23 protein-coding genes are annotated in these 18,750 nt (G+C 61.9%); 15 read left to right on the top strand and 8 right to left on the bottom strand.

Going from position 1 to position 18,750, the window contains the following annotated elements; all coding sequences use genetic code 11:
* Positions 1–190: 190 nt before the first annotated feature.
* Positions 191–1,564 carry a histidine kinase gene (locus tag JQ609_RS00405; protein WP_212271623.1) on the bottom strand — a complete coding sequence of 458 codons (1,374 nt, stop codon included), beginning with the start codon at positions 1,562–1,564 and terminating at the stop codon, positions 191–193.
* 205 nt (positions 1,565–1,769) lie between these two features.
* Between JQ609_RS00405 and JQ609_RS00400 the strand changes: the two genes are divergently transcribed.
* Together JQ609_RS00400 and fghA are read left to right on the top strand one after the other, a co-directional pair.
* A complete protein-coding gene (locus JQ609_RS00400) occupies positions 1,770–2,390 on the top strand; it encodes a response regulator transcription factor (RefSeq protein ID WP_212207763.1) in 621 nt (206 codons plus the stop codon).
* Positions 2,391–2,424: 34 nt separating this feature from the next.
* Positions 2,425–3,270 carry an S-formylglutathione hydrolase gene (fghA, locus tag JQ609_RS00395; RefSeq protein WP_212207762.1) on the top strand — a complete coding sequence of 282 codons (846 nt, stop codon included), beginning with the start codon at positions 2,425–2,427 and terminating at the stop codon, positions 3,268–3,270.
* Between the two features lie 16 nt (positions 3,271–3,286).
* On the opposite strand, the gene JQ609_RS00390 is transcribed toward fghA, so the two are convergent.
* A complete protein-coding gene (locus JQ609_RS00390) occupies positions 3,287–3,799 on the bottom strand; it encodes a DUF3280 domain-containing protein (protein WP_212271622.1) in 513 nt (170 codons plus the stop codon).
* A 150-nt stretch (positions 3,800–3,949) separates the two neighbouring features.
* Between JQ609_RS00390 and JQ609_RS00385 the strand changes: the two genes are divergently transcribed.
* The 5 genes from JQ609_RS00385 to JQ609_RS00365 are packed head-to-tail and all read left to right on the top strand — an operon-like array spanning position 3,950 to position 8,394.
* A complete protein-coding gene (locus JQ609_RS00385; protein ID WP_212271621.1) occupies positions 3,950–5,131 on the top strand; it encodes an ABC transporter substrate-binding protein in 1,182 nt (393 codons plus the stop codon).
* Between the two features lie 17 nt (positions 5,132–5,148).
* Positions 5,149–6,120, top strand: a complete 972-nt coding sequence (locus tag JQ609_RS00380) for a YVTN family beta-propeller repeat protein (RefSeq protein WP_409411150.1) — start codon at positions 5,149–5,151, stop codon at positions 6,118–6,120.
* On the top strand, positions 6,117–6,938 hold the full coding sequence (locus JQ609_RS00375; RefSeq protein ID WP_212271619.1) for an ABC transporter ATP-binding protein: 822 nt from the start codon (positions 6,117–6,119) through the stop codon (positions 6,936–6,938). Before JQ609_RS00380 ends, JQ609_RS00375 begins: the two co-directional genes overlap by 4 nt.
* The gene (locus JQ609_RS00370) at positions 6,935–7,783 is read left to right on the top strand and encodes an ABC transporter permease (protein WP_212271618.1); all 849 of its coding nucleotides are present in this window, start codon (positions 6,935–6,937) and stop codon (positions 7,781–7,783) included. The genes JQ609_RS00375 and JQ609_RS00370 overlap by 4 nt, the downstream gene beginning before the upstream one ends.
* Entirely contained in the window at positions 7,780–8,394 is a 615-nt protein-coding gene (locus tag JQ609_RS00365) for a hypothetical protein (protein ID WP_212271617.1), read from the top strand. The genes JQ609_RS00370 and JQ609_RS00365 overlap by 4 nt, the downstream gene beginning before the upstream one ends.
* A 60-nt stretch (positions 8,395–8,454) precedes the next feature.
* Here the strand turns inward: JQ609_RS00365 and JQ609_RS00360 are convergent, their stop codons facing one another.
* Entirely contained in the window at positions 8,455–9,024 is a 570-nt protein-coding gene (locus JQ609_RS00360) for a PQQ-dependent catabolism-associated CXXCW motif protein (protein WP_212271616.1), read from the bottom strand.
* Positions 9,021–9,905: a substrate-binding domain-containing protein gene (locus JQ609_RS00355; protein ID WP_212271816.1), complete on the bottom strand. Its 885-nt coding sequence runs from the start codon at positions 9,903–9,905 to the stop codon at positions 9,021–9,023. The genes JQ609_RS00360 and JQ609_RS00355 overlap by 4 nt, the downstream gene beginning before the upstream one ends.
* Before the next feature lie 171 nt (positions 9,906–10,076).
* Here JQ609_RS00355 and JQ609_RS00350 point away from each other — a divergent pair, with 171 nt between their 5' ends.
* A complete protein-coding gene (locus JQ609_RS00350) occupies positions 10,077–11,003 on the top strand; it encodes a quinoprotein relay system zinc metallohydrolase 2 (protein WP_212271615.1) in 927 nt (308 codons plus the stop codon).
* Between the two features lie 58 nt (positions 11,004–11,061).
* Positions 11,062–11,910: a quinoprotein dehydrogenase-associated SoxYZ-like carrier gene (locus JQ609_RS00345; protein WP_212271614.1), complete on the top strand. Its 849-nt coding sequence runs from the start codon at positions 11,062–11,064 to the stop codon at positions 11,908–11,910.
* A 38-nt stretch (positions 11,911–11,948) separates the two neighbouring features.
* Here JQ609_RS00345 and JQ609_RS00340 read toward each other — a convergent pair whose 3' ends face one another.
* Positions 11,949–12,308, bottom strand: a complete 360-nt coding sequence (locus JQ609_RS00340; protein ID WP_212271613.1) for a hypothetical protein — start codon at positions 12,306–12,308, stop codon at positions 11,949–11,951.
* 96 nt (positions 12,309–12,404) lie between these two features.
* On the opposite strand from JQ609_RS00340, the gene JQ609_RS00335 reads away from it, so the two are divergent.
* The 4 genes from JQ609_RS00335 to JQ609_RS00320 all read left to right on the top strand — a co-directional run bounded on the left by JQ609_RS00335 (position 12,405) and on the right by JQ609_RS00320 (position 15,291).
* Positions 12,405–13,367 (top strand): ABC transporter substrate-binding protein, encoded by a 963-nt coding sequence (locus JQ609_RS00335; protein WP_409411155.1) that lies wholly within the window; start codon positions 12,405–12,407, stop codon positions 13,365–13,367.
* Position 13,368: 1 nt separating this feature from the next.
* The gene (locus JQ609_RS00330; RefSeq protein WP_212207822.1) at positions 13,369–14,106 is read left to right on the top strand and encodes an ABC transporter permease subunit; all 738 of its coding nucleotides are present in this window, start codon (positions 13,369–13,371) and stop codon (positions 14,104–14,106) included.
* Positions 14,096–14,824, top strand: coding sequence for an ABC transporter ATP-binding protein (locus JQ609_RS00325; protein WP_212271611.1), 729 nt, complete (start codon positions 14,096–14,098; stop codon positions 14,822–14,824). The genes JQ609_RS00330 and JQ609_RS00325 overlap by 11 nt, the downstream gene beginning before the upstream one ends.
* 116 nt (positions 14,825–14,940) lie before the next feature.
* Positions 14,941–15,291 carry a hypothetical protein gene (locus tag JQ609_RS00320; protein WP_212207749.1) on the top strand — a complete coding sequence of 117 codons (351 nt, stop codon included), beginning with the start codon at positions 14,941–14,943 and terminating at the stop codon, positions 15,289–15,291.
* Positions 15,292–15,315: 24 nt separating this feature from the next.
* Here the strand turns inward: JQ609_RS00320 and JQ609_RS00315 are convergent, their stop codons facing one another.
* The 3 genes from JQ609_RS00315 to pqqA all read right to left on the bottom strand — a co-directional run bounded on the left by JQ609_RS00315 (position 15,316) and on the right by pqqA (position 17,003).
* On the bottom strand, positions 15,316–15,552 hold the full coding sequence (locus tag JQ609_RS00315; RefSeq protein WP_192736678.1) for a hypothetical protein: 237 nt from the start codon (positions 15,550–15,552) through the stop codon (positions 15,316–15,318).
* A gap of 122 nt (positions 15,553–15,674) precedes the next feature.
* Positions 15,675–16,541: a hypothetical protein gene (locus JQ609_RS00310; protein WP_212271610.1), complete on the bottom strand. Its 867-nt coding sequence runs from the start codon at positions 16,539–16,541 to the stop codon at positions 15,675–15,677.
* A 381-nt stretch (positions 16,542–16,922) separates the two neighbouring features.
* Complete coding sequence (gene pqqA, locus JQ609_RS00305) at positions 16,923–17,003, bottom strand: pyrroloquinoline quinone precursor peptide PqqA (RefSeq protein ID WP_192736930.1); 81 nt, start codon at positions 17,001–17,003, stop codon at positions 16,923–16,925.
* A 347-nt stretch (positions 17,004–17,350) separates the two neighbouring features.
* On the opposite strand from pqqA, the gene JQ609_RS00300 reads away from it, so the two are divergent.
* Positions 17,351–18,121 carry a MotA/TolQ/ExbB proton channel family protein gene (locus JQ609_RS00300; RefSeq protein WP_212271609.1) on the top strand — a complete coding sequence of 257 codons (771 nt, stop codon included), beginning with the start codon at positions 17,351–17,353 and terminating at the stop codon, positions 18,119–18,121.
* Positions 18,118–18,750, top strand: a complete 633-nt coding sequence (locus JQ609_RS00295) for a hypothetical protein (protein WP_212271608.1) — start codon at positions 18,118–18,120, stop codon at positions 18,748–18,750. Before JQ609_RS00300 ends, JQ609_RS00295 begins: the two co-directional genes overlap by 4 nt.

Below are 18,750 nucleotides of genomic sequence, written 5' to 3'. Positions count from 1 at the left end.
CCATTCCGGCTGCATTGGTGTCTGCCGGTACGCCGCTGATGATCTTACGGGCGTCAAAAAAGTTGCGCACCATTCAAAACGTCCCGAACGGGTTCGGGAAAAATTCCCGAATTAGAGCGCTTTCCAGCGAAGTGGACACCGGTTCGCGTCAAGAAAACGCGTCAAAAAAGAATCTAGAGCCCAACGGGCTCTATCGCCCCACGTCCCGGGGAACCAAGGCTTCTACCGTTACGCCGCTGTCCCCGGAGGCAATCGTAAGCGAGCCGCCCAGCGCCAAAATGCGCTCGCGCATGCCGGTTAACCCGAAGCCCAGCTTGTGATCGGGCCCCAATCCGTTGCCATTGTCACGAACCCGCACCAGCGCGCCGCCGCGGCCGGTACGCGCAAGCCCCACAGGCAGTTCAGCCGGTTGAACGCTTACCTCGATGCTGGTGGCGCCGGCGTGGCGAAACACATTGGTCAGGGCTTCCTGGATGGTGCGGTAGATCGTCAGATCAGCCGTCTCGCCGGTGTCGCCCAACGAGGGCGAGATCGCCGTTTCGATAGCGACTTCGGGGTGAGACTCGCCCCACAGGCGCAGCAGCGCGCCGAGCGCCTCGCGAAGGCCGAGTTCCGTCAGTCCTACGGGGCGCAATTTTTCAAGAACCCGGCGATTGGACGCCTGCAAGGCATTCAGCTGTTCCAGTATGGCACTGCCGTGCCTTCGCGTGGCCTCCGCGCTCGGATCCCCCGCATCCGCAATCCGCGTCAGGGCGCTGGCGTGCACCCGCAAAGCGAAGAGATAGGGGCCAAATTCATCGTGCAGTTCGCGGGCAATTTCCTTGCGCTCGACATCCTGCAGCGAGACGACGCGCTCGGCCAGGCGCCGCTTGTCTTCAACCGCATCGCCCAGAGTGGCCGCAAGGTGATTCAACTTGTCGCAAATGGCAACGAGTTCCGGCGGCCCGTCCGGTTTCACGCGCGTGTCGTAGCCGCCGGCCTCGATCTTCGCCATCGCACTCGAAAGCGTCTGGATCGGCGTCAGCGCCCGGCCAACGACCCTGCTGGTAATGAGGAATAGAACGATCGCAATCGCGGCGCCGATCAGGAGCTGAGTGAATATCCCGTCCCAGATTTCGGCCATCTCGTCGTTGGGATGCGACGTGATCAGCAGCGTGTCCGGTTTTGCCTTGATCGAGATCGGCACGTTCACCGTGGTCTGTTCGGGGTGAACAAGCCGGACAAACCATGCCGGCGGCGAGCGTGCATCGGGATTGTCGTCCGGCTTGTCCGCGATCCCGGATCTTGCGACGGCTTCGCTCTGTCGGGTGATGCTGACGTGACGCAGCTTGTTGAGGTCGTGAACAATCTGGTTCAGTCGCGCCTCGGGATCCGGCGCCTCGTTCAATCCCGCAACGATCGTGTCGATGAACTCGCGCGCCAACCGTATGACGCTTTGATCTTCGGCCTGCACCCGGGGGCCGGCCTCGAGCACAAGCCGCGCAACGTTGATGGCCAGACCAAGCGTGAGGACGAGCGCGAGCAACAGGTTGATCCGGGCACGTAACGAAAGCTTTTGCCACATATCATTTGTCCAGGAGTGAAATCGCCTTTGCCTGAGAGCGAACTCGTCTTCAATTCATCATCGAGCAGAGCGTTGACAGATAAAACCGGCGTCTATCTAATCGAAGCGTATAGCAACATCGCCCGGGTTGCATGACCATCGACGGCAGGTGTTCACCTGATGCGGTGCACAACGGGATTGACGCGGCTATTCGGGACCAATGCCAATGCGCGTTCTGATCGTTGATGACCATCGCATCGTAGCTTCAGGCTGTCGTGCCTTGTTCGCGGACGAGCCGGAGATCGATGTCGTGGAAGCCTCCGACGCGGAGAGCGGCGAGCGCGTGTTCGGCGAACGGCATCCCGATATCTGCGTGCTCGACATCAACCTTCCGACGGTGTCCGGTTTCGAGTTGGCGCGACGCCTGCTAGGGCGCGATGCGTCGGCGCGCATCATCATGTTCAGCATGAACGATGACCCGGTATTCGCCGCGCGCGCCATCGACGTCGGCGCCAAGGGTTTTGTCTCCAAGACCGGGGATCCCCAGGACCTTGTTGATGCCATCCGCGAGGTAGCAAAGGGCGGGGTCTATTTGCCGCCGGCGATTGCGCAAAGCATTGCATTCGCCGGACCATCGTACGCAAGGAGCCCGCTTTCAAAACTCACGGCGCGCGAGATGGAGATACTGCGCCTGCTCAGTGCAGGAAAATGCCTGTCCGAAATCGCGTGGCTGGTCCATTCCTCCTACAAGACCGTCGCCAATACATCCTCGATCATGCGTCACAAACTGGGCGTGCGCACATCCGCCGAACTGGTGCGGTTGGCCATCGACAACGGCGTGGCCTAAAGGCGGCGCGACGCGGCACGGCAATGGTGAGCTCATGACTATTCAAACGGTTTCGCTGAACAAATCGCATGGCGGTACGCAAGGCGTTTACAAGCACGCCAGCGCCGAGACCGGCACCGACATGACATTTTCGGTCTATGTCCCTCCCCATCAGGATGGCGCGAAGCTGCCGGTGGTCTGGTATCTGTCGGGACTGACCTGCACCCACGCCAACGTCACGGAAAAAGGCGAGTTCCGCAGTGCCTGCGCTGAACTCGGACTGGTGTTCGTCGCGCCGGACACCAGCCCGCGCGGCGACAAGGTGCCCGGCGATCCTGCCGGCGCCTATGATTTCGGGCTCGGCGCCGGCTTTTATGTCGACGCAACACAGGCGCCGTTCGCGCGTAACTACCGGATGTGGAGTTATGTCACGGAAGAATTGCCGAAACTGGTCGCCGCGAATTTCCCCGTCGATGCCGGGCGGCAATCCATCTTCGGTCATTCCATGGGCGGCCACGGCGCCCTGACCGTCGCACTGCGCCATCCCGACCGGTACCGCGCCGCCAGCGCCTTTGCGCCGATCGTCGCCCCCTCACAGGTACCGTGGGGCATCAAGGCGCTCGGAGGCTATCTCGGCAGCGACAGGCAGGCCTGGCGCAGACATGATGCGGTTGCGTTGATCGAGGACGGCGACAGATTCTCCGATCTACTGGTGGATTATGGCGACGCAGATTCGTTTCTGGCCGAGCAGCTTCGCCCCGAATTGCTGAAAAGCGCCTGCGAGAAGGCGAACATTCCGCTCACGCTGCGCCGCCAGGGTGGTTACGACCACAGTTATTTCTTCATCTCCAGCTTCATGGGCGATCATCTGCGCTGGCACGCCGCGCGCCTGAAAGCCTGAGATTTTGCGCAGTCCATTAGGGCTGGGGCTTGCCATAATTGGGCGCCAGCAGCCGGTTGCGCACGAGATAGCTGGTCGCCCGCGTCCAGGATTCATCGGTGTTGCCGCGAAAATCGGCATTCATCGCGGTGATGAGCTGTCCGGTGCGGGCGTCGCGCACGAAGATGGTGAGGTTGAGAATAAGTGTCGAGATCTTCTTCATTACACCCGTGATGACGAGATCCGCGCCGATGCGCTGCGCATACTGGACGTCGCAACCGCCGCATGCCTGCAGATTGCTGCCCTCAGCCGCAGCTTTCACCGGCGAGATGTCCAGAAGTTCGAACTTGCTGGATTCCGTCAACTGCCGGCGCACCAGGTCGCTGATGCGGATCAGTCGATCATGCTCGTCGGCCTGAGGCCCCCTCATCTCGCCTTCGAGACTGGTATCCAGCAGCTCGAAATCGAAAATCGCGAGCTTCGGCGGATCGGCGCGCGCCGGCACCGACACCAGCAGCATCAGCGCGGCAAAGACAACGTGCGCTCTCATGATCGTGATCCCTCACATCGACGGTCGAACAACGACGAAATGCGGACTTGCAAGCTAGAACAATTCAGTCAAGTTTCAAGTCGAGTGTGCTTACGGGACAAGTATCCCTCCATCGTCGTCAAGTCGAGGAGGAGAATTCAGGGAGCGTCCATGATCCGATGGTTGATCGGCGCAATCGGACTAAGCTTCGTGGCCAGTTCCGCGCTCGCGGCCGACCCGATCGACATCCGCGTCGGCTATCTCGGTCAGGCCGGCATCAAATCGAAACTGTCCCTTGTCGAGCAACCGTCAGAAAATAACGGCATCGCCGGTGCGCGGCTGGCGATCGAGGACAACAACACCACCGGCAAATTCCTCAATCAGCGTTTCTTCCTGGAAGAAATGCGATTGAAGGAAGGCGAGGATGTCGCCAAGGCGGCGGCGGCTCTCGCCGACCGCAACGGCATCATCATCGCCGATCTGCCCGCCGACGCGCTGTTAAAGGCGGCCGATGCACTGCGCGATCGCAAAACCGTGCTGTTGAACAGTGGTGCGATCGACGACCGGCTGCGCGAGCAGGATTGCCGCGCCAATGTGATCCATGTGGCCCCGACCCGCTCGATGCTCGCTGACGCGCTGGCGCAGTATCTAGTGTGGAAGCAGTGGAAGCGCTGGCTGCTGGTGGTCGGCTCACATGAAGCCGACAAACTTTACGCCGATGCGCTGCGGCGCGCGGCGACCCGCTTTGGCGCCAAGATCGTTCAGGAAAAGGTCTTCGAGGATACCGGCGGCGCGCGGCGCACCGACAGCGGTGTAACCCTGATCCAGCGTCAAATGCCGGTGTTTACGCAAGGAGCGCCGGCCTATGACGTCCTCGTCGCCGCGGACGAAAGCGAAGTGTTCGCCTCCTATCTGCCCTACCGGACCTGGGACCCGCGGCCGATCGCCGGCTCGGCAGGCCTTGTGCCGACGAGTTGGGACGCGGCGCACGACCAGTGGGGTGCGATCCAGATCCAGAACCGTTTCGTCAAATTGAATTCGCGGCGCATGACGGCGCGGGACATGCAAGCCTGGACCGCAGGGCGCATGATCGGCGAAGCCACATCGCGCACCAACTCCGGCGACCCGAAAGTGGTGTTCGACTTTCTCAAGCGGCCGGACTTTTCGGTCGCGGCCTTCAAGGGACAGCGGCTGACACTGCGGGACTGGAACCTGCAGCTACGCCAGCCGATCCTGCTGGTCGACGGCCGCATGGTCGTCTCGGTTTCGCCGCAGGAGGGTTTCTTGCATCAATACTCCGAACTCGACACACTCGGCCTCGACCGGCCCGAAACCAAATGCAAACTGAACTGAAAACGGAGGAATGGCGGATGTGGCGTCGGTGTCTGCTTTCCGGAATGGCGGTGTGGCTCGCGGCCACCAGCCCCGCTTTCGCCTTCATCGCCTATGTATCGAATGAGAAAAGCAACACCGTATCGGTGATCGATACCGACAAATGGGCGGTCACCCATACCATCAAGGTCGGTCAGCGCCCGCGCGGTATCGAATTCACGAAGAACGGCAAATTCGTGCTGGTCGCGGTCGGCGATGACGACAAGATTGACGTGATCGATACCGCGACCCATCAGGTGGTGGACAGCCTGCCCTCCGGTCCCGATCCGGAGCTGTTCACCCAGGATGCCGCCGGCAAACTCCTCTATGTCGCCAACGAGAACGACAACACGGTGACCATCATCGATCTCGAGAAGCGCGTCCGCCTCGGTGACATCCAGGTCGGCGTCGAGCCCGAAGGCATGGCCCTCAGCCCCGACGGCAAGATCCTGATCAATACTTCAGAGACCACCAACATGGCGCATTTCATCGACACCGCGACGCGCGAGATCGTCGCCAATGTGCTGGTCGATGCCCGGCCGCGCTATGCCGAGTTCAAGCGCGACAGCTCCGAACTGTGGGTATCGTCGGAGATCGGCGGCACCGTTTCCATCCTCGACCCCGCCAAGCGCACCATCACCGGCAAGATCGAGTTCAACATTCCCGGCCTGCGGCGCGAGGCGATCCAGCCGGTCGGCATCGCGATCACCAAGGACGGCAAGACCGGCTTCGTTGCGCTCGGCCCCGCCAACCGCGTTGCCGTCGTCGACGCCACCACGCACAAGGTCACGAAATATCTTCTGGTCGGTCAACGGGTCTGGCACATGGCCTTCACCCCGGACGAAAAATATCTGCTGGTGACCAACGGCGTATCCAACGACGTCTCTGTCATCGACGTGTCAGCGCAGAAAGTGATCAAGACAATCCAGGTCGGCGAGCTGCCCTGGGGGATTACGTTTGCTCAGCCATGACAGCGATCGACGCACACAGTACAGGACCCGCATCGCCGGACCCGCGTCCCCGGGGCAATCCTGCGCCTACGCCCGCATTGTCGATCGAAGGCATCAGCCATTCCTACGGCACAAGGCGCGCCTTGATCGACGTCAGCTTCGCGGTTGCGCCGGCAAGCTTCACGGCGCTGCTTGGCCTCAATGGCGCCGGCAAGAGCACGTTGTTCGCGCTGATCACGCGGCTGTTCGGAACCCAGGCTGGACGCATCGGCATTTTCGGCCACGACATCAGCCTTGCGCCAGGCGAAGCGCTGCGGCTGCTCGGCGTGGTGTTCCAGTCACGCACGCTCGATCTCGATCTCTCGGTGACGCAAAACCTGCTCTATCACGCCGCCCTGCATGGCATCGGCAAGCGCGAGGCACGCCTGCGCAGCGACGAAGTGCTGACGCGTATCGGGCTTGCCGACCGCGCCGGCAGCAAGGTACGCGACCTCTCGGGCGGCCAGATGCGGCGGCTGGAAATCGCGCGCGCCTTGCTGCATCGCCCGCGCCTGCTGCTGCTTGACGAAGCGACCGTCGGGCTCGACGTCAAAGCCCGTGCCGACATCCTCGGCCACGTCCGGCAGCTCGTGACCGAGCAGGATATCGGCGTGCTGTGGGCCACCCATCTGTTCGACGAGATCGTGCCCGGCGACGATCTCGTGGTCCTGCATCAGGGCCGGGTTCTTGCGCATGGCCCGGTCGAGAATATCATCGCCGACGCCGGAGCCCGTGACATCAATTCCGCATTCATGCGCCTGACCGGCGCTGCGGTGGATCCCGGGAGCCCCGCGCCATGAGCTCCACGACCGTCAGCCGACACCACGGCGGCTTCTCGCTCGCGCAATATGTCACCTGCCTGAACGGCATCGTGTGGCGCGAGGCGCTGCGCTTCGTGCACCAGCGCGAACGTTTTGTCTCGGCGCTGGTCAGGCCGCTGGTGTGGCTGTTCATCTTCGCCGCCGGCTTTCGCCAGGTGCTCGGCATCTCCATCATCCCGCCATATGAAACCTACATTCTCTATGAGGTCTATATCGCGCCGGGATTGATGGCGATGATCCAGCTCTTCAACGGCATGCAGTCGTCGCTCTCGATGGTCTACGATCGCGAGATGGGCAATATGCGCACCCTGCTGGTGAGCCCTCTGCCGCGCTGGTATTTGCTGTTCTGCAAGCTCGTTGCGGGAACCGCGGTCTCGCTGCTCCAGGTCTACGCCTTCCTGTTGATCGCGTGGTTCTGGGATATCGCGCCGCCGCCAATCGGCTATCTCACGGTGCTGCCGGCGCTGATCGTTTCGGGCTTGATGCTCGGCGCACTCGGCATGCTGATCTCCTCCGGCATCAAGCAGCTCGAGAATTTTGCCGGCGTGATGAACTTTGTGATTTTCCCGATGTTCTTTGCTTCATCGGCGCTCTATCCGCTGTGGCGGGTGCAGGAGGGAAGCCCCTTGCTCTACTATGTCTGCCTGTTCAATCCGTTTACGCACGCCGTCGAACTGATACGCTTTGCGCTGTATGGACAGATGAACTGGACTTCACTGGCCGTCGTCGTTTGCTGCACAACGGCTTTCATGATCGGTGCGATATGCGCCTATGATCCATCGCGCGGCCTGGTTCGCCGCGGGCCCGCCGGAGGCGAAGCATGAGATGGCAGATCGCAATCGGGACGCTCTTCCTTGTCGCAGCATCGACCGAGGCCGGCTTTGCCGCCGATCCGCGCTATCCGGACTGGCCGTGCACCCAGGCCAAGGTCCCGGAAATCTCGCTCACCGCGGTGTGGGCCGGTCCGCCGCTCGACGACATCAAGGACAAATGGAGGGACGATGCCAAGGTAAGCCCGCTGGTGTCGAGGCTGGCCGCAAGACGGACTTCCCTCGACGAGGCCCAGAAGCTGATCTCGGAATTCCTTGGCAGCCCGGCCACCGACAAGGCCACGGCAGGCAAGCTCTTGTTCGCCGGCCTGTTCGACAGCCTCAACGCGCAGCGCGCATCGGTCATGAACGGGTTGGAGCGGATCACCCGCAAGCAGCGCGAGGCCGCGGACAAGATCCGGTCCGATGTGTCCGCATTGCATGCCCTGCAGGGTGCGTCCGCGCCCGATCAAGCCAAGATCGACGACCTCAGCAATCAAATGGTCTGGCAAACCCGGATCTTTGAAGACCGGCAGCGGGTGGTCAAATTCGTCTGCGAGGTGCCCACCGCGATCGACCAGCGACTGTTCGCGCTCGGCCGCATGATCCAGCAGGAAATCGAGTAGCGAATGGGTGGCCGATTCTACTTTGCATGGGGTTGTTTTTGCAATTTTGTCGCAAGCCCCTCATCTGCTCCCATTCTCATCCGTTCTGGGCTCAGGCTGTGATTCAACGACTGGCAGGTTGGCGTTCTCCCATCCTTCGGTTCCGTCCGGGTACCAGGCCACATTGGGATAGCCGTAGGACAGGACCCGTTTCGCAGCGTTCCACGACATCCAGCAATTTTCCTGACAGTAGATCACCAGCAGCGCGGCCTTGTTGCCATGAGACACCCGCTCGAGCCCGCGCCGCAGATAGGCCTCGGTTGGCTCTGCCAGTTTGCCGTACCCCGTATCGGGCAACCAGATGCTGCCGGGGATGTTGAGCCGCGGCTTGTCACGCCAGACCGTGCCGGCGGGAAGATTTGGCGGCTTCGGCGCACGCGGCAGCACATCGATAAAAACACCGCCGCCGGCGCGCCAAATCGCTTCGGCCTCTGCCGTCGTAAGGACGCGTACGCCGGCGAGGGACGCAGGAACAGCCGCGCGATAATTATCCGTGCGGTAGCCGTCCGGCTCCGGCACATTCTGCTGCGCGAGAACGTTGGCTGCGAGGGCAAGGGTCGCAACGACCACGCACGCCAGCCTTCGTATCACGGCGACTTTTTCGCCGTCTCCGCGCCGATCGGCCGGTCATTCTCGTCGAGCAAGGGAACGCCGAAGTCGAGCAGTATCCTGTTGATGGCCGGCTGGTTCTCCTGGATCAGACGATTGAGCATCCGCTTCCAGTTCTGGTCGGCCGGCCGGACGCCCATGCCGATGCGATAGACGAGCCGAGGTCCCGTGGTTTCCTTGACGAGCGGCGTGACATGAAGCGGCGGGTTCGCCTTCCCGGCATAATAACCGGCGAGCGGTCCCCACAGAATGGCGGCGTCGATCTTCCCCGACGTCAGATCCCTGATCATGACTTCCGCCGATGAATCGATCCGCGTATCGACCATCAGCGGATAGGACTTGGCTTCGGCCATCAGACCATTGGCGGTCATGTTGGTGGCGGGCGGCGTGCCGGCAACGATGCCGATATGCTTGCCTTTCAGACGCGCGTCCGCCAGCGTCGCGACCTCGTCAAGGCCGCTGCCCTGCCTGACCACCAGCGCGTAAGCGGTCCGGTAGTAGGGATTGGTGCCCTGCACCAGGTCGTCGCCTTGCGGATAGCCCATGATGACGTCGCAACGATGAGCGGCAAGCGTCATCCGGACAAAGCCAGCCGCTTGCGGATAGTAAGCATAGTCCAGCTTTTTCTGCAGCTTTTCGGCGAACAGCTCGCCGAGCTTGTTTTCGATCCCCTCCCCCCTGTCGTTCGAGAACGGCAAATTGCGCGGATCAGCGCACACCCTCAGCACCTTGGGATCGATGAGCTCGATGGACAGGTCGGTGCTGTCGTTGGTCTGGGCTCCGGCGATGTCGCGACCGGCGAATATTGCTGTGATCGCCAGGAGCGAGACCAGCAAGCGGCGGCGTTGTCCCCAATCTGTCATCATGCATTCCCTTCTTGATCGAACGCCCGCTATCCATCAATTGCTCAGCGTGCCAGAGCGTGCAACAGGAATATCCCCGTGCTGGATTTGCGTTGCATGCTGCGACGCAAAACCAACTCGACGGAACCCCAGGCGATCGAAATCGCTTCCGGACGAGACTGAGGCAGAAACATGACTCATGGCGTTTCGATTCTTGCCTTACTCGTGGTTTTCGCGACGTCCACCCTAGCGCAAGCCCAGCAGCAAGAATTGCCTGTGAGCGAAGTCGCTCCCGGAATATTTGTGCACCAGGGCCAGACCGCGCTGATGACGGGCGAGAACGACGGCGCGACCGCGAACATAGGATTCATCATCGGGGAGAGCGCGGTGGCGGTGATCGACACCGGGGGAAGCGTTCGCGAGGGTCAGCGGCTGCTCACGGCGATCCGTGCACGAACCGGTAAACCGATCCGCTATGTCATCTACACACACGGCCATCCTGATCATGTTTTTGGCGGCGCCGCGTTCGCAGGCGATGGAACCGAGTTCGTCGGTCATCGGAACCTGCCGCGCGCGCTGGCGGCGCGGGGAGCATTCTATCTCGATGCATTTCGCCGGATCATGGGTGCGCAGTCCCTGGATGGGGTGCGCATGATACCGCCCACGCTCCTCGTCGACGGCACCGTCAAGCTCGATCTCGGGGCGCGGATTTTGACCTTGAAGTCGTGGCCGGCCGCGCACAGCGACAACGACGTCACCGTGCTCGACGAGCGGACCAAAACCCTGTTCGCCGGCGACCTGCTGTTCATTGGCCACATTCCGGTGCTGGACGGCAGTATTCGCGGATGGCTCGCCGTGATCGACGAACTCGGCGCGCTTTCCGCGCAACGCGTGATTCCCGGTCACGGACCTGTGAGCGAATGGCCGGGCGCCCTCGCCGACCAACGCCGCTACCTGGAAACGCTGGCGGCGGATGTTCGCAAGCTGGTCGCCCGTGGCGCTCCGATCACGGTCGCCGCCGACACCGCCGCGGCCAGCGAACGACCGCGATGGCAACTGTTCGACGACTACAATGCACGCAATGCAACAACTGCATTTTCGGAAATTGAATGGGAATAGCCTGCCCGATGACGTATACTGGCGGCGCTACGTTCCATCCCAGCGAAGGGGTGCCGCCATGCCCGGACGTCGTTTTCACCTGCTCTGCATCGCCAGCCTCCTGAGCGTCATGCTCGTCGACGCGCGCGTTGCGCCTGCGGCCAACGATCCGTGGCCCGGACTGGTCCAGGACATCTTCAACAATCGCCCGATGAACGACGGCGCAGACGTGATCGCCATCGAGATGCCGTACCGCGCCGAGGATGCGGCGATCGTTCCCGTCACCCTGCGCACCAAGCTCCCGCCTGGCGACAGCCGCCGCGTCGTGAGGATCACGCTGGTGATCGACCAGAATCCGGCGCCGATGGCGGCAAAGTTCGAACTGGGACCGGACGCCAATGTGACGGAAATCTCGACGCGTGTGCGCGTCAACAACTACACCGATGTTCATGCCGTGGCCGAACTGAGCGACGGCAAGCTCTATATGACGAAGACCTACGTGAAGGCCTCCGGCGGCTGCTCCGCACCGGCCACCAAAGTCGCCGACGAAGCCAAGGGCCGCCTGGGACAGATGCGATACCGGCAGTTCGCGCGTGCCGGTGAAGGACCTGCTAGTCAAGGGCTTGGCCAGGGTCCCGCCAGCGCCACCCGCGAGGCGCAGATCATGATCGGTCATCCCAGCCATTCCGGCCTGCAGATGGATCAGGTGACCCAGCTCTACATCCCGGCCTTCTTCGTCGACCAGTTGCGGCTGTGGCAGGACGATAGTCTGGTGCTGGCGATGGAAGGCGGCATCTCGATTTCGGAAGACCCCAATATCCGCTTTACCTATGTTTCGAATGGCGCCAAGCGGTTCCGGGCCGAAGCCAGGGATACCGAAGGCCACGTCTTCCAGAAGGAATGGAAGGTCGACGATTCAGGCACTTGACGCGACGCGGCGATCCCGCCAGCACATCGCGACCACGTCTAGAAACATCGCACCTCCGCTTCGGCCTGTGCGCGCCTGAGATCATTGAGCGCGCTCGCCGCCTGCTCTGAAGTGCGGAACTGCCCGCCCAGATTGCCCCGGTGCTGCGCCATGCTGAGGACGGTTTCCGCCGAGACATAGCGCTCGTAAGGGATGATCGATGCGATGATATCGATCGAGCAGGAGCATTGTTCGATCGCCTGCCGCGTCTCGCCATTCGCCTTGAGACAACCAAAGACGTATTCGGCGCGCGCCGAGGTCGGATAGTCGTTGATGTCTGCGGCCCGCCCCATCGTTGCCATCGCCGTCAACGCTGACAACGCGGCGACAATACGTCGTACCGATCCGACAGCTGCCATGATCTTCCTCCCGCTACGAAGCGTGGAAGCTATGCTATGACAGTCCTCAAGAAAAGATGCGCGCGGAAACGGCTCACCATGACAATTTGCATTCGCATGCTGCTGGCTGCGGTTATTTTGGCCTTTGCGCAGGTCGGTGCATGCTACAGCGCTGAGACCGTGCGGGTTGCGGTGCAAAAAACCGGAACATTCGCCTGGGAACTTGCCGTGATCCGCGCCCATGGTCTCGACAAGCAGGCCAACCTCTCGGTGGGGGTTGTCGAACTCGCGAGCCCGGAGGCAGGCAAGATCGCGCTACGCGCCGGCAACGCCGATATCATCGTCTCCGACTGGTTGTGGGTATCGCGCGAACGTACACTTGGCGCCAAGCTGACATTCTATCCCTATTCAAGCGCGCTCGGCGCCGTCATGGTGCCGGCCGCGTCGCCGATCCAGACCTTGGCCGACCTCAAGGGCCGCAAGCTCGCCGTTGCCGGCGGCCCGATCGACAAGAACTGGCTGCTGTTGCAAGCGTGGCTGAAACAGGGCGGCATCGACCTGAAGTCGGAGGCGACCATCGCTTACGGCGCGCCGCCGCTGCTGACGGCAAAGACGCTCAGCGGGGAAATGGACGCCACCATGAACTACTGGAATTTCTGCGCCGTGCTGGAAGCGAAAGGCTTCCGCCGCGTCGCCGGCGTCGAGGATCTGCTGCCGAAGCTTGGCGCCACGGGCCGCACCGCGATGATCGGCTACGTCTTCGACGAAGCATGGGCAAACGCCAACCAGGACAAAGTGGCCCGCTTTATCGCCATGACCCGCATGGCGAAGGAGATCCTGTCGACCTCGGATGCCGAATGGGAGACAATTGCGCCGCTGACCGGCGCCGGCGATGCCGCAACGCTCCGCGTCTATCGCGATCGCTATCGGGAGGGAATTCCACGTCGCCCGATTGCCGACGAGGAGGCCGACGCGCGCACCCTCTATCGCGTATTGGCAGACATCGGTGGCCGCGAACTCGTCGGGGCTGCGCCAGAGCTTGCTTCCGGCACATTCTATCACGCGATTCCGGGAGACTGAGGTGCCGCGTCTGCTGTCATTCGCCGTGTTCTTCGCGACCTGGTGGATCGCCTCGTTGCTCGCCGGCGACGCGAAGCTGCCGCCTCCGCCCACCGTCCTCGCGGCCATGCTTGCGGAAGCGAAGTCGGGTGACTTGTTCCTCAATCTCGGCGTGACATTGGCGCGCGTGGCGCTCGCCTTCACTCTGGCGATGTCGCTGGGTTCCGCCATCGGCTACCTGATGGGCCGAGTGCGGCTTGCCGACCGGCTGGGCGACCCCTGGCTGATCCTGCTGCTCAATCTACCCGCGCTCGTGGTCATCGTGCTCGCCTATATCTGGGCCGGATTGACGGAAATCGCCGCCATTGCGGCAATTGCCATCAACAAGCTGCCGACCGCCGTCGTGACGTTACGCGAGGGCGCGCGGGCACTCGACGCGGCGCTCGACGAAATGGCGACAGTATTTGCATTGCCGCGCTCAAGGACGTTCCGGCACGTCATATTGCCGCAACTGGCGCCCTATATCGCGGCCGCTGCGCGATCGGGCCTTTCTCTGGTCTGGAAGATCGTCCTAGTTGCGGAACTGCTTGGACGCCCGAACGGCGTTGGCTTCGAGATTGGCGTGGCGTTCCAATTGTTCGACATCCCGCTTTTGCTCGCCTACTCACTGAGCTTCGCGGCGGTCGTGCTCGTCATCGAAACCGTGTTGGTGCAGCCATTTGAGGCCCGGCTATCCCGGTGGCGCCCCCGTGCGGCTTGACGTCGATATAGCCAGCAAGAAGTTCAGGAACGCGGCGGGCGAACAGCACGACGTGATCGCCGGCGTGGCCTTTGCGCTCGATGCCGGAGAGGTCGGCGTTTTGGTCGGTCCATCCGGCTGCGGCAAGAGTACCATGCTGAGGATTCTCGCCGGCCTCGACCACGACTTTCAGGGACGCGTGGTGCGTCCGGCCGGCGCGCGCATCGGCATCGTATTCCAGGAACCGCGGCTGCTGCCGTGGCGATCGGTCGAGGAAAACGTGCGGCTTGTCGCACCCCTGGCCGACGAAACGAAGCTTTCGGCGCTGTTCGAAATTCTGGAGCTGAACGAGCATCGCAAGCATTTTCCCGGCGAATTATCGCTCGGCCTTGCCCGGCGCGTCGCGCTCGCGCGCGCGTTCGCCATCGAGCCGGATTTCCTCATTCTCGACGAGCCGCTGGCCTCGCTCGATGGCGCCCTCGCCGCGCGCCTGCGCGATCAGATTGCCATGCTGGTCGACGGCCGTTCCGTGATGACGCTGCTGGTGACCCATGACGTGGACGATGCGGCCCGCCTCGGCGACCGCTTGTTTCTGCTGTCGCCGCGCCCGGCCCGGGTTGTCGCCGATCTGCCCATCCGCACGCCGCGTCGCGCGCGGGGCGACGCCGAGATCGCGGCGATCAAGTCGGACATCATGCAGCGGATCAACGGCGGTCTCACCGGGCGGGATGCCTCATAGTTGCTCGATGTGATTCAGCGAGATTGAAAAGCACCAAAAACTTTCGAGACGGCGAAAAACCGGAAACGTCTGATAAGGTAGGAAGCGCTTGAGGCTTGCCGCGGGAGGATCTCATAATGCGATGGATACTGGCCTTGGTCGTGCTGTTGTTGGCGGGCGCCGGCGAACTCGCCGCGCAGAGCAAGGGCAAGGGCATCCGGCTCTGGAACCTGACCACCTCGACAATATCGGGTTTCCAGCTGTCGCCGGTCGGGAAAGACACTTGGGGACCTAACCTGACCCTGAACGACAAGGACAAGGAGGTCGACCACGACGAACGCCTTCGCATCACGGGCGTGGAGCCGGGACAATACGATGCCAAGGTAAGTTATCCCGACGCGCGGCAGTGCCTTGTGAGGGACATCGAGATCAAGGCGGATGCCGTATTTTCGATTGCCGACAAGGATCTAAAGGACTGCAACAAGTAGCCCTTGCGGCCTGACAGGATGGCTTCAGCCTGCGGGCGTCACTTCGCCCTTGTCCGCCCGGTCGTTGTGGTGCGGATATTCGCAGCGCCACTTGACCGCGGTCCATTTCGGATGCTCGCCGACCCATTGCGCGATATAGGGTTGCGCAGCCATGACGCATTGCCGCGGAGAAACATCCGATGAAAACACCAGATGCCGCTCTTCGCAGGTGGCCGGCGACAGCACGGCACACACGGTCAGTACCAGGTCGATCGCATTCATGCCTGAGATCCCAGAGCTAGTGCGTTGAATAGATAACACAAACAGCTACGTATCAGGCAGAGCAAAGTTTCACCACACCGTGAAAATCCGGTTCCCGGCGACCTCGAGTCAGCCGCACAGGCTCAAAAGTTAACGCCGAAAATCAGCCGCGCGTGATGGCGTTCGAAGTTGACGAGATCGAGCGCCGCATTCGATCCGGCCGGACGCCCCCATGCCTGAATGCTCCAGGCCGCGGTCAATCGTGAGCGCGGCGACAATTGAAAATAGGCGGTGGGCCCGACAAACAGCGCCTGGCTTTCGAATTCCTTCAACCCGATCCCTTCATACTGCCTGAGGTAGCGGGCTTCGCCGCCGAGAAAGAAGCCCGGACGTGTTTGCACCATCAAGGCGAGCGCAGCGCCGATGGTTGATTCCTGGTCCGCGGCTCCGGTGCCGACAACGCGCGTCCATTCCGGCTGGTAGATCAGATTGAGTGCAGCGACGGCGACGTTCGGAATTACTTCGCGGTCGAACGCCAGCGCTATCCCCGCCCCATAACTTCGCACCGCCGCCGCCGTGGTCTCGTCAATGCGACTGCCGTGGCCTTCTACCGCGACGGTAAAGCCAAAGGGCGCCGCGTCTCGATCGAGAAACCGGTAGCGCAGGTCCAAGGAGACGCCTTCCCACGACAATTGGCGCCGATCCTCCAGGCCTGGAACGCCGCGGATGTAATGGGACGCAAAGCTGGTTCCCAACTCCACCCGAACATTTTGGGCAGGCACGAACTCCAATTCGAATTCCTGCCCGATCGCGCGATACTTTCCGCCATTCTTGGAAAATCGTCCGGTGGTCTCGCTCTGCAGCTCGCGCTCGCCGACAGTGCCGATATCCGTGCCGATCATGAAGCCGAACAGATGCTCGGTATCAATGCCCTCCGCGCAAACGGCACCCGGAAGCAGCACGGCGAGACAGACGAATACCGCCCGGCAGGTGTTCGAACGAATTGGCATCCACGAGCCACAGGAATGAAAACGACGGGAATGAACGAGGCGTCACTGCCGGCACCCTAGCATGGCGCAGATGGCGGCGGCCAAGGAATCGAAAGGCGTAATCCCAGAATTCCGGATCATGGCACCCGGTGCCGGCGCGAGGGCGCCCCCGTCAGGGAAGATCAAATGGCAAGCTTCTTCTGCAGGAAGCCTGACGCAAGCCGATCAATGCAAAGGGAGCTGGGTGCTGCGTAATTTCGCGAGGCGATGTTCTGAGATACTGAACCGGACTAATTCTCGCGCCGGACTAAATCTCGAGCCGGACCAGATCTTGAACCGGACGCCTGCCACGGCTCGAGCAACAGAATGCAGCCAGAGCCGGGCAGATCGTTTCGGTGCAGTCTATTTGCGCGATGCGCAGGCGTACATGTTGATTTCCATGCCCACCGACACTTCGACAATTTTCGGAGTCTTCCAAGTCATTCGGGGTCCTCCCAACTAGTTTGGCGCGACGTTCACGCCGGAGCAGAACCTAGGGCGGCCCCGGACGCAGCGCAAGTACGGAACATCGACGCACAACGCGGGAGTGCCGCACCTGGCGCCAATATTTCCCTCTCGGACAAAGTCACTTCGCTCCTAGGCAAATACGGAACACCGGCTCGCTACGCGACATGAGCGCAATAGCGCACGGGCCGTGAAAGACCTCGTGCCCAACGGAAGCTTGAACACCACTTGACGAATTCGGTTTGCCTGCCCATGCGACATGTGGAAGGCTGGTGTTCTCTTGGGTCGAGGTTCTTGGGTCCAGGTTCTTGGGTCGAGGTGTCCGGATGCCAACGGCGAGTGGCGATCTTGATTCTTTTGGTGACCGCGGGCCTCTGTTGCGATGGCTGGTCTTCACCGGGCTGTGGATTTTTGCGTTCTTTCTGTTGTGGCGCTTCGGCCTCATTCGGCAGATGATCGCTGGCGATCGCACCTATCTCTCGCCGATCATCGCGCTGCTCTATGTTGCGACGTCGCTGCATTGCCTGTGGCGCACGATCGTGATTGCGCGCGAGGGCGATGCGGCGCGCCGCACCGGCGCGTTGATCGCATCTGGATCGGGTCGCCTTGATCTTGACGGCGACGCCGTCGTCGTCGAAGGCGCCGGCCTGCTTCCAACCGGCCTGGTCGCGGCCCACATTCGTGACCTTGCCGTCAAGGCACGCCTGCAGGGATCCCGCAAGCTCGATCAGACGCTGCTGCTGCGCGGACTGGCCAGCCGGCTACGCGGCTCCAACCAGTTTGGCGCCTTCGCCAGTGACACGCTGATGAAGCTGGGCCTGCTCGGCACGATCATCGGATTCATCATGATGCTGGCGCCAATTGCGGGGTTAGATCCCAGCGACCGCAGCACGGTCAGGTCTTCGATGAATTTGATGAGCGACGGCATGGCGGTCGCCATGTACACGACGCTCGCCGGTCTCGTCGGTTCCATCCTCGTCAGGATCCAGTACTACATGCTCGACGACGCGACCGCGAAGCTGTTTGCATTCGCCGTCGGGCTGACGGAAGTCCGCGTGGTTTCGATCCTGGAGAACAGGCCTGAGGCCGCGGAATGATCGACGAATATGACCTCATGCCGCAGGAGGAACCATTCGATCCGTTCGCGGTCATGCTGTTCAAGGCGCTGCAGGTCCTTGCCTTCCTGTTCTTCGTCGCATTGCTGGCCATCGCGCCCGAGGCAAAGGATGGCAAGATCGACAGCAAGGCGGAATTCCTCGTCACGATGGCCTGGCCCGACCAGCATCCTGATGACTTCGACATGTTCGTTCAGGACCCGCTTGGCAATATGGTCTGGTATCGGCGGCGCGAGGCTGGATTCATGCTGCTCGACCGCGACGATCGTGGCGGCGCCAACGATTTCATTCTGGTCAACGGCCGCAAGGTCCTGTCGCCGATCCGCCAGGAGACGGTCAGCATCCGCGGCATCGTCGCCGGCGAATACACCGTGAATATCTATCATTTTATCGCGATGGGCCGCGAACCCGTGCCGGTCTCGGTGAAGGTCGAGAAGCTCAATCCAACGGTTCAGGTCGTCCACTACGACAAGATGATGATGCAAAGCGCGGGCACCGAACGCACCGCCGTCCGCTTTTCGATCGACGCCAGCGGCAGCATCGTCGATGTCAACCATCACGAGAAATCGCTGCTGCAGACGCTGCGCAACCGGCTCAGCAAGAGTGGCTGA

It is taken from the genome of Bradyrhizobium sp. AUGA SZCCT0169, assembly GCF_018130085.1.
GTDB lineage: Bacteria > Pseudomonadota > Alphaproteobacteria > Rhizobiales > Xanthobacteraceae > Bradyrhizobium.
Note: the sequence above shows the minus strand (reverse complement) of the source record. Positions and strands in the feature narration are given on the sequence as shown.

What these genes read in the sequence shown, in the direction of transcription:
- JQ609_RS00380 (WP_409411150.1), top strand. Translation starts at nt 5,149, where the DNA reads ATGTGGCGTCGGTGTCTGCTTTCCGGAATGGCGGTGTGGCTCGCGGCC.
- JQ609_RS00400 (WP_212207763.1), top strand. Translation starts at nt 1,770, where the DNA reads ATGCGCGTTCTGATCGTTGATGACCATCGCATCGTAGCTTCAGGCTGT.
- pqqA (WP_192736930.1), bottom strand. Translation starts at nt 17,003, where the DNA reads ATGACTTGGAAGACTCCGAAAATTGTCGAAGTGTCGGTGGGCATGGAA.
- JQ609_RS00375 (WP_212271619.1), top strand. Translation starts at nt 6,117, where the DNA reads ATGACAGCGATCGACGCACACAGTACAGGACCCGCATCGCCGGACCCG.
- JQ609_RS00405 (WP_212271623.1), bottom strand. Translation starts at nt 1,564, where the DNA reads ATGTGGCAAAAGCTTTCGTTACGTGCCCGGATCAACCTGTTGCTCGCG.
- fghA (WP_212207762.1), top strand. Translation starts at nt 2,425, where the DNA reads ATGACTATTCAAACGGTTTCGCTGAACAAATCGCATGGCGGTACGCAA.
- JQ609_RS00365 (WP_212271617.1), top strand. Translation starts at nt 7,780, where the DNA reads ATGAGATGGCAGATCGCAATCGGGACGCTCTTCCTTGTCGCAGCATCG.
- JQ609_RS00345 (WP_212271614.1), top strand. Translation starts at nt 11,062, where the DNA reads ATGCCCGGACGTCGTTTTCACCTGCTCTGCATCGCCAGCCTCCTGAGC.
- JQ609_RS00310 (WP_212271610.1), bottom strand. Translation starts at nt 16,541, where the DNA reads ATGCCAATTCGTTCGAACACCTGCCGGGCGGTATTCGTCTGTCTCGCC.
- JQ609_RS00315 (WP_192736678.1), bottom strand. Translation starts at nt 15,552, where the DNA reads ATGAATGCGATCGACCTGGTACTGACCGTGTGTGCCGTGCTGTCGCCG.
- JQ609_RS00295 (WP_212271608.1), top strand. Translation starts at nt 18,118, where the DNA reads ATGATCGACGAATATGACCTCATGCCGCAGGAGGAACCATTCGATCCG.
- JQ609_RS00370 (WP_212271618.1), top strand. Translation starts at nt 6,935, where the DNA reads ATGAGCTCCACGACCGTCAGCCGACACCACGGCGGCTTCTCGCTCGCG.
- JQ609_RS00385 (WP_212271621.1), top strand. Translation starts at nt 3,950, where the DNA reads ATGATCCGATGGTTGATCGGCGCAATCGGACTAAGCTTCGTGGCCAGT.
- JQ609_RS00340 (WP_212271613.1), bottom strand. Translation starts at nt 12,308, where the DNA reads ATGGCAGCTGTCGGATCGGTACGACGTATTGTCGCCGCGTTGTCAGCG.
- JQ609_RS00350 (WP_212271615.1), top strand. Translation starts at nt 10,077, where the DNA reads ATGACTCATGGCGTTTCGATTCTTGCCTTACTCGTGGTTTTCGCGACG.
- JQ609_RS00300 (WP_212271609.1), top strand. Translation starts at nt 17,351, where the DNA reads ATGCCAACGGCGAGTGGCGATCTTGATTCTTTTGGTGACCGCGGGCCT.
- JQ609_RS00390 (WP_212271622.1), bottom strand. Translation starts at nt 3,799, where the DNA reads ATGAGAGCGCACGTTGTCTTTGCCGCGCTGATGCTGCTGGTGTCGGTG.
- JQ609_RS00320 (WP_212207749.1), top strand. Translation starts at nt 14,941, where the DNA reads ATGCGATGGATACTGGCCTTGGTCGTGCTGTTGTTGGCGGGCGCCGGC.
- JQ609_RS00335 (WP_409411155.1), top strand. Translation starts at nt 12,405, where the DNA reads ATGCTGCTGGCTGCGGTTATTTTGGCCTTTGCGCAGGTCGGTGCATGC.
- JQ609_RS00355 (WP_212271816.1), bottom strand. Translation starts at nt 9,905, where the DNA reads ATGACAGATTGGGGACAACGCCGCCGCTTGCTGGTCTCGCTCCTGGCG.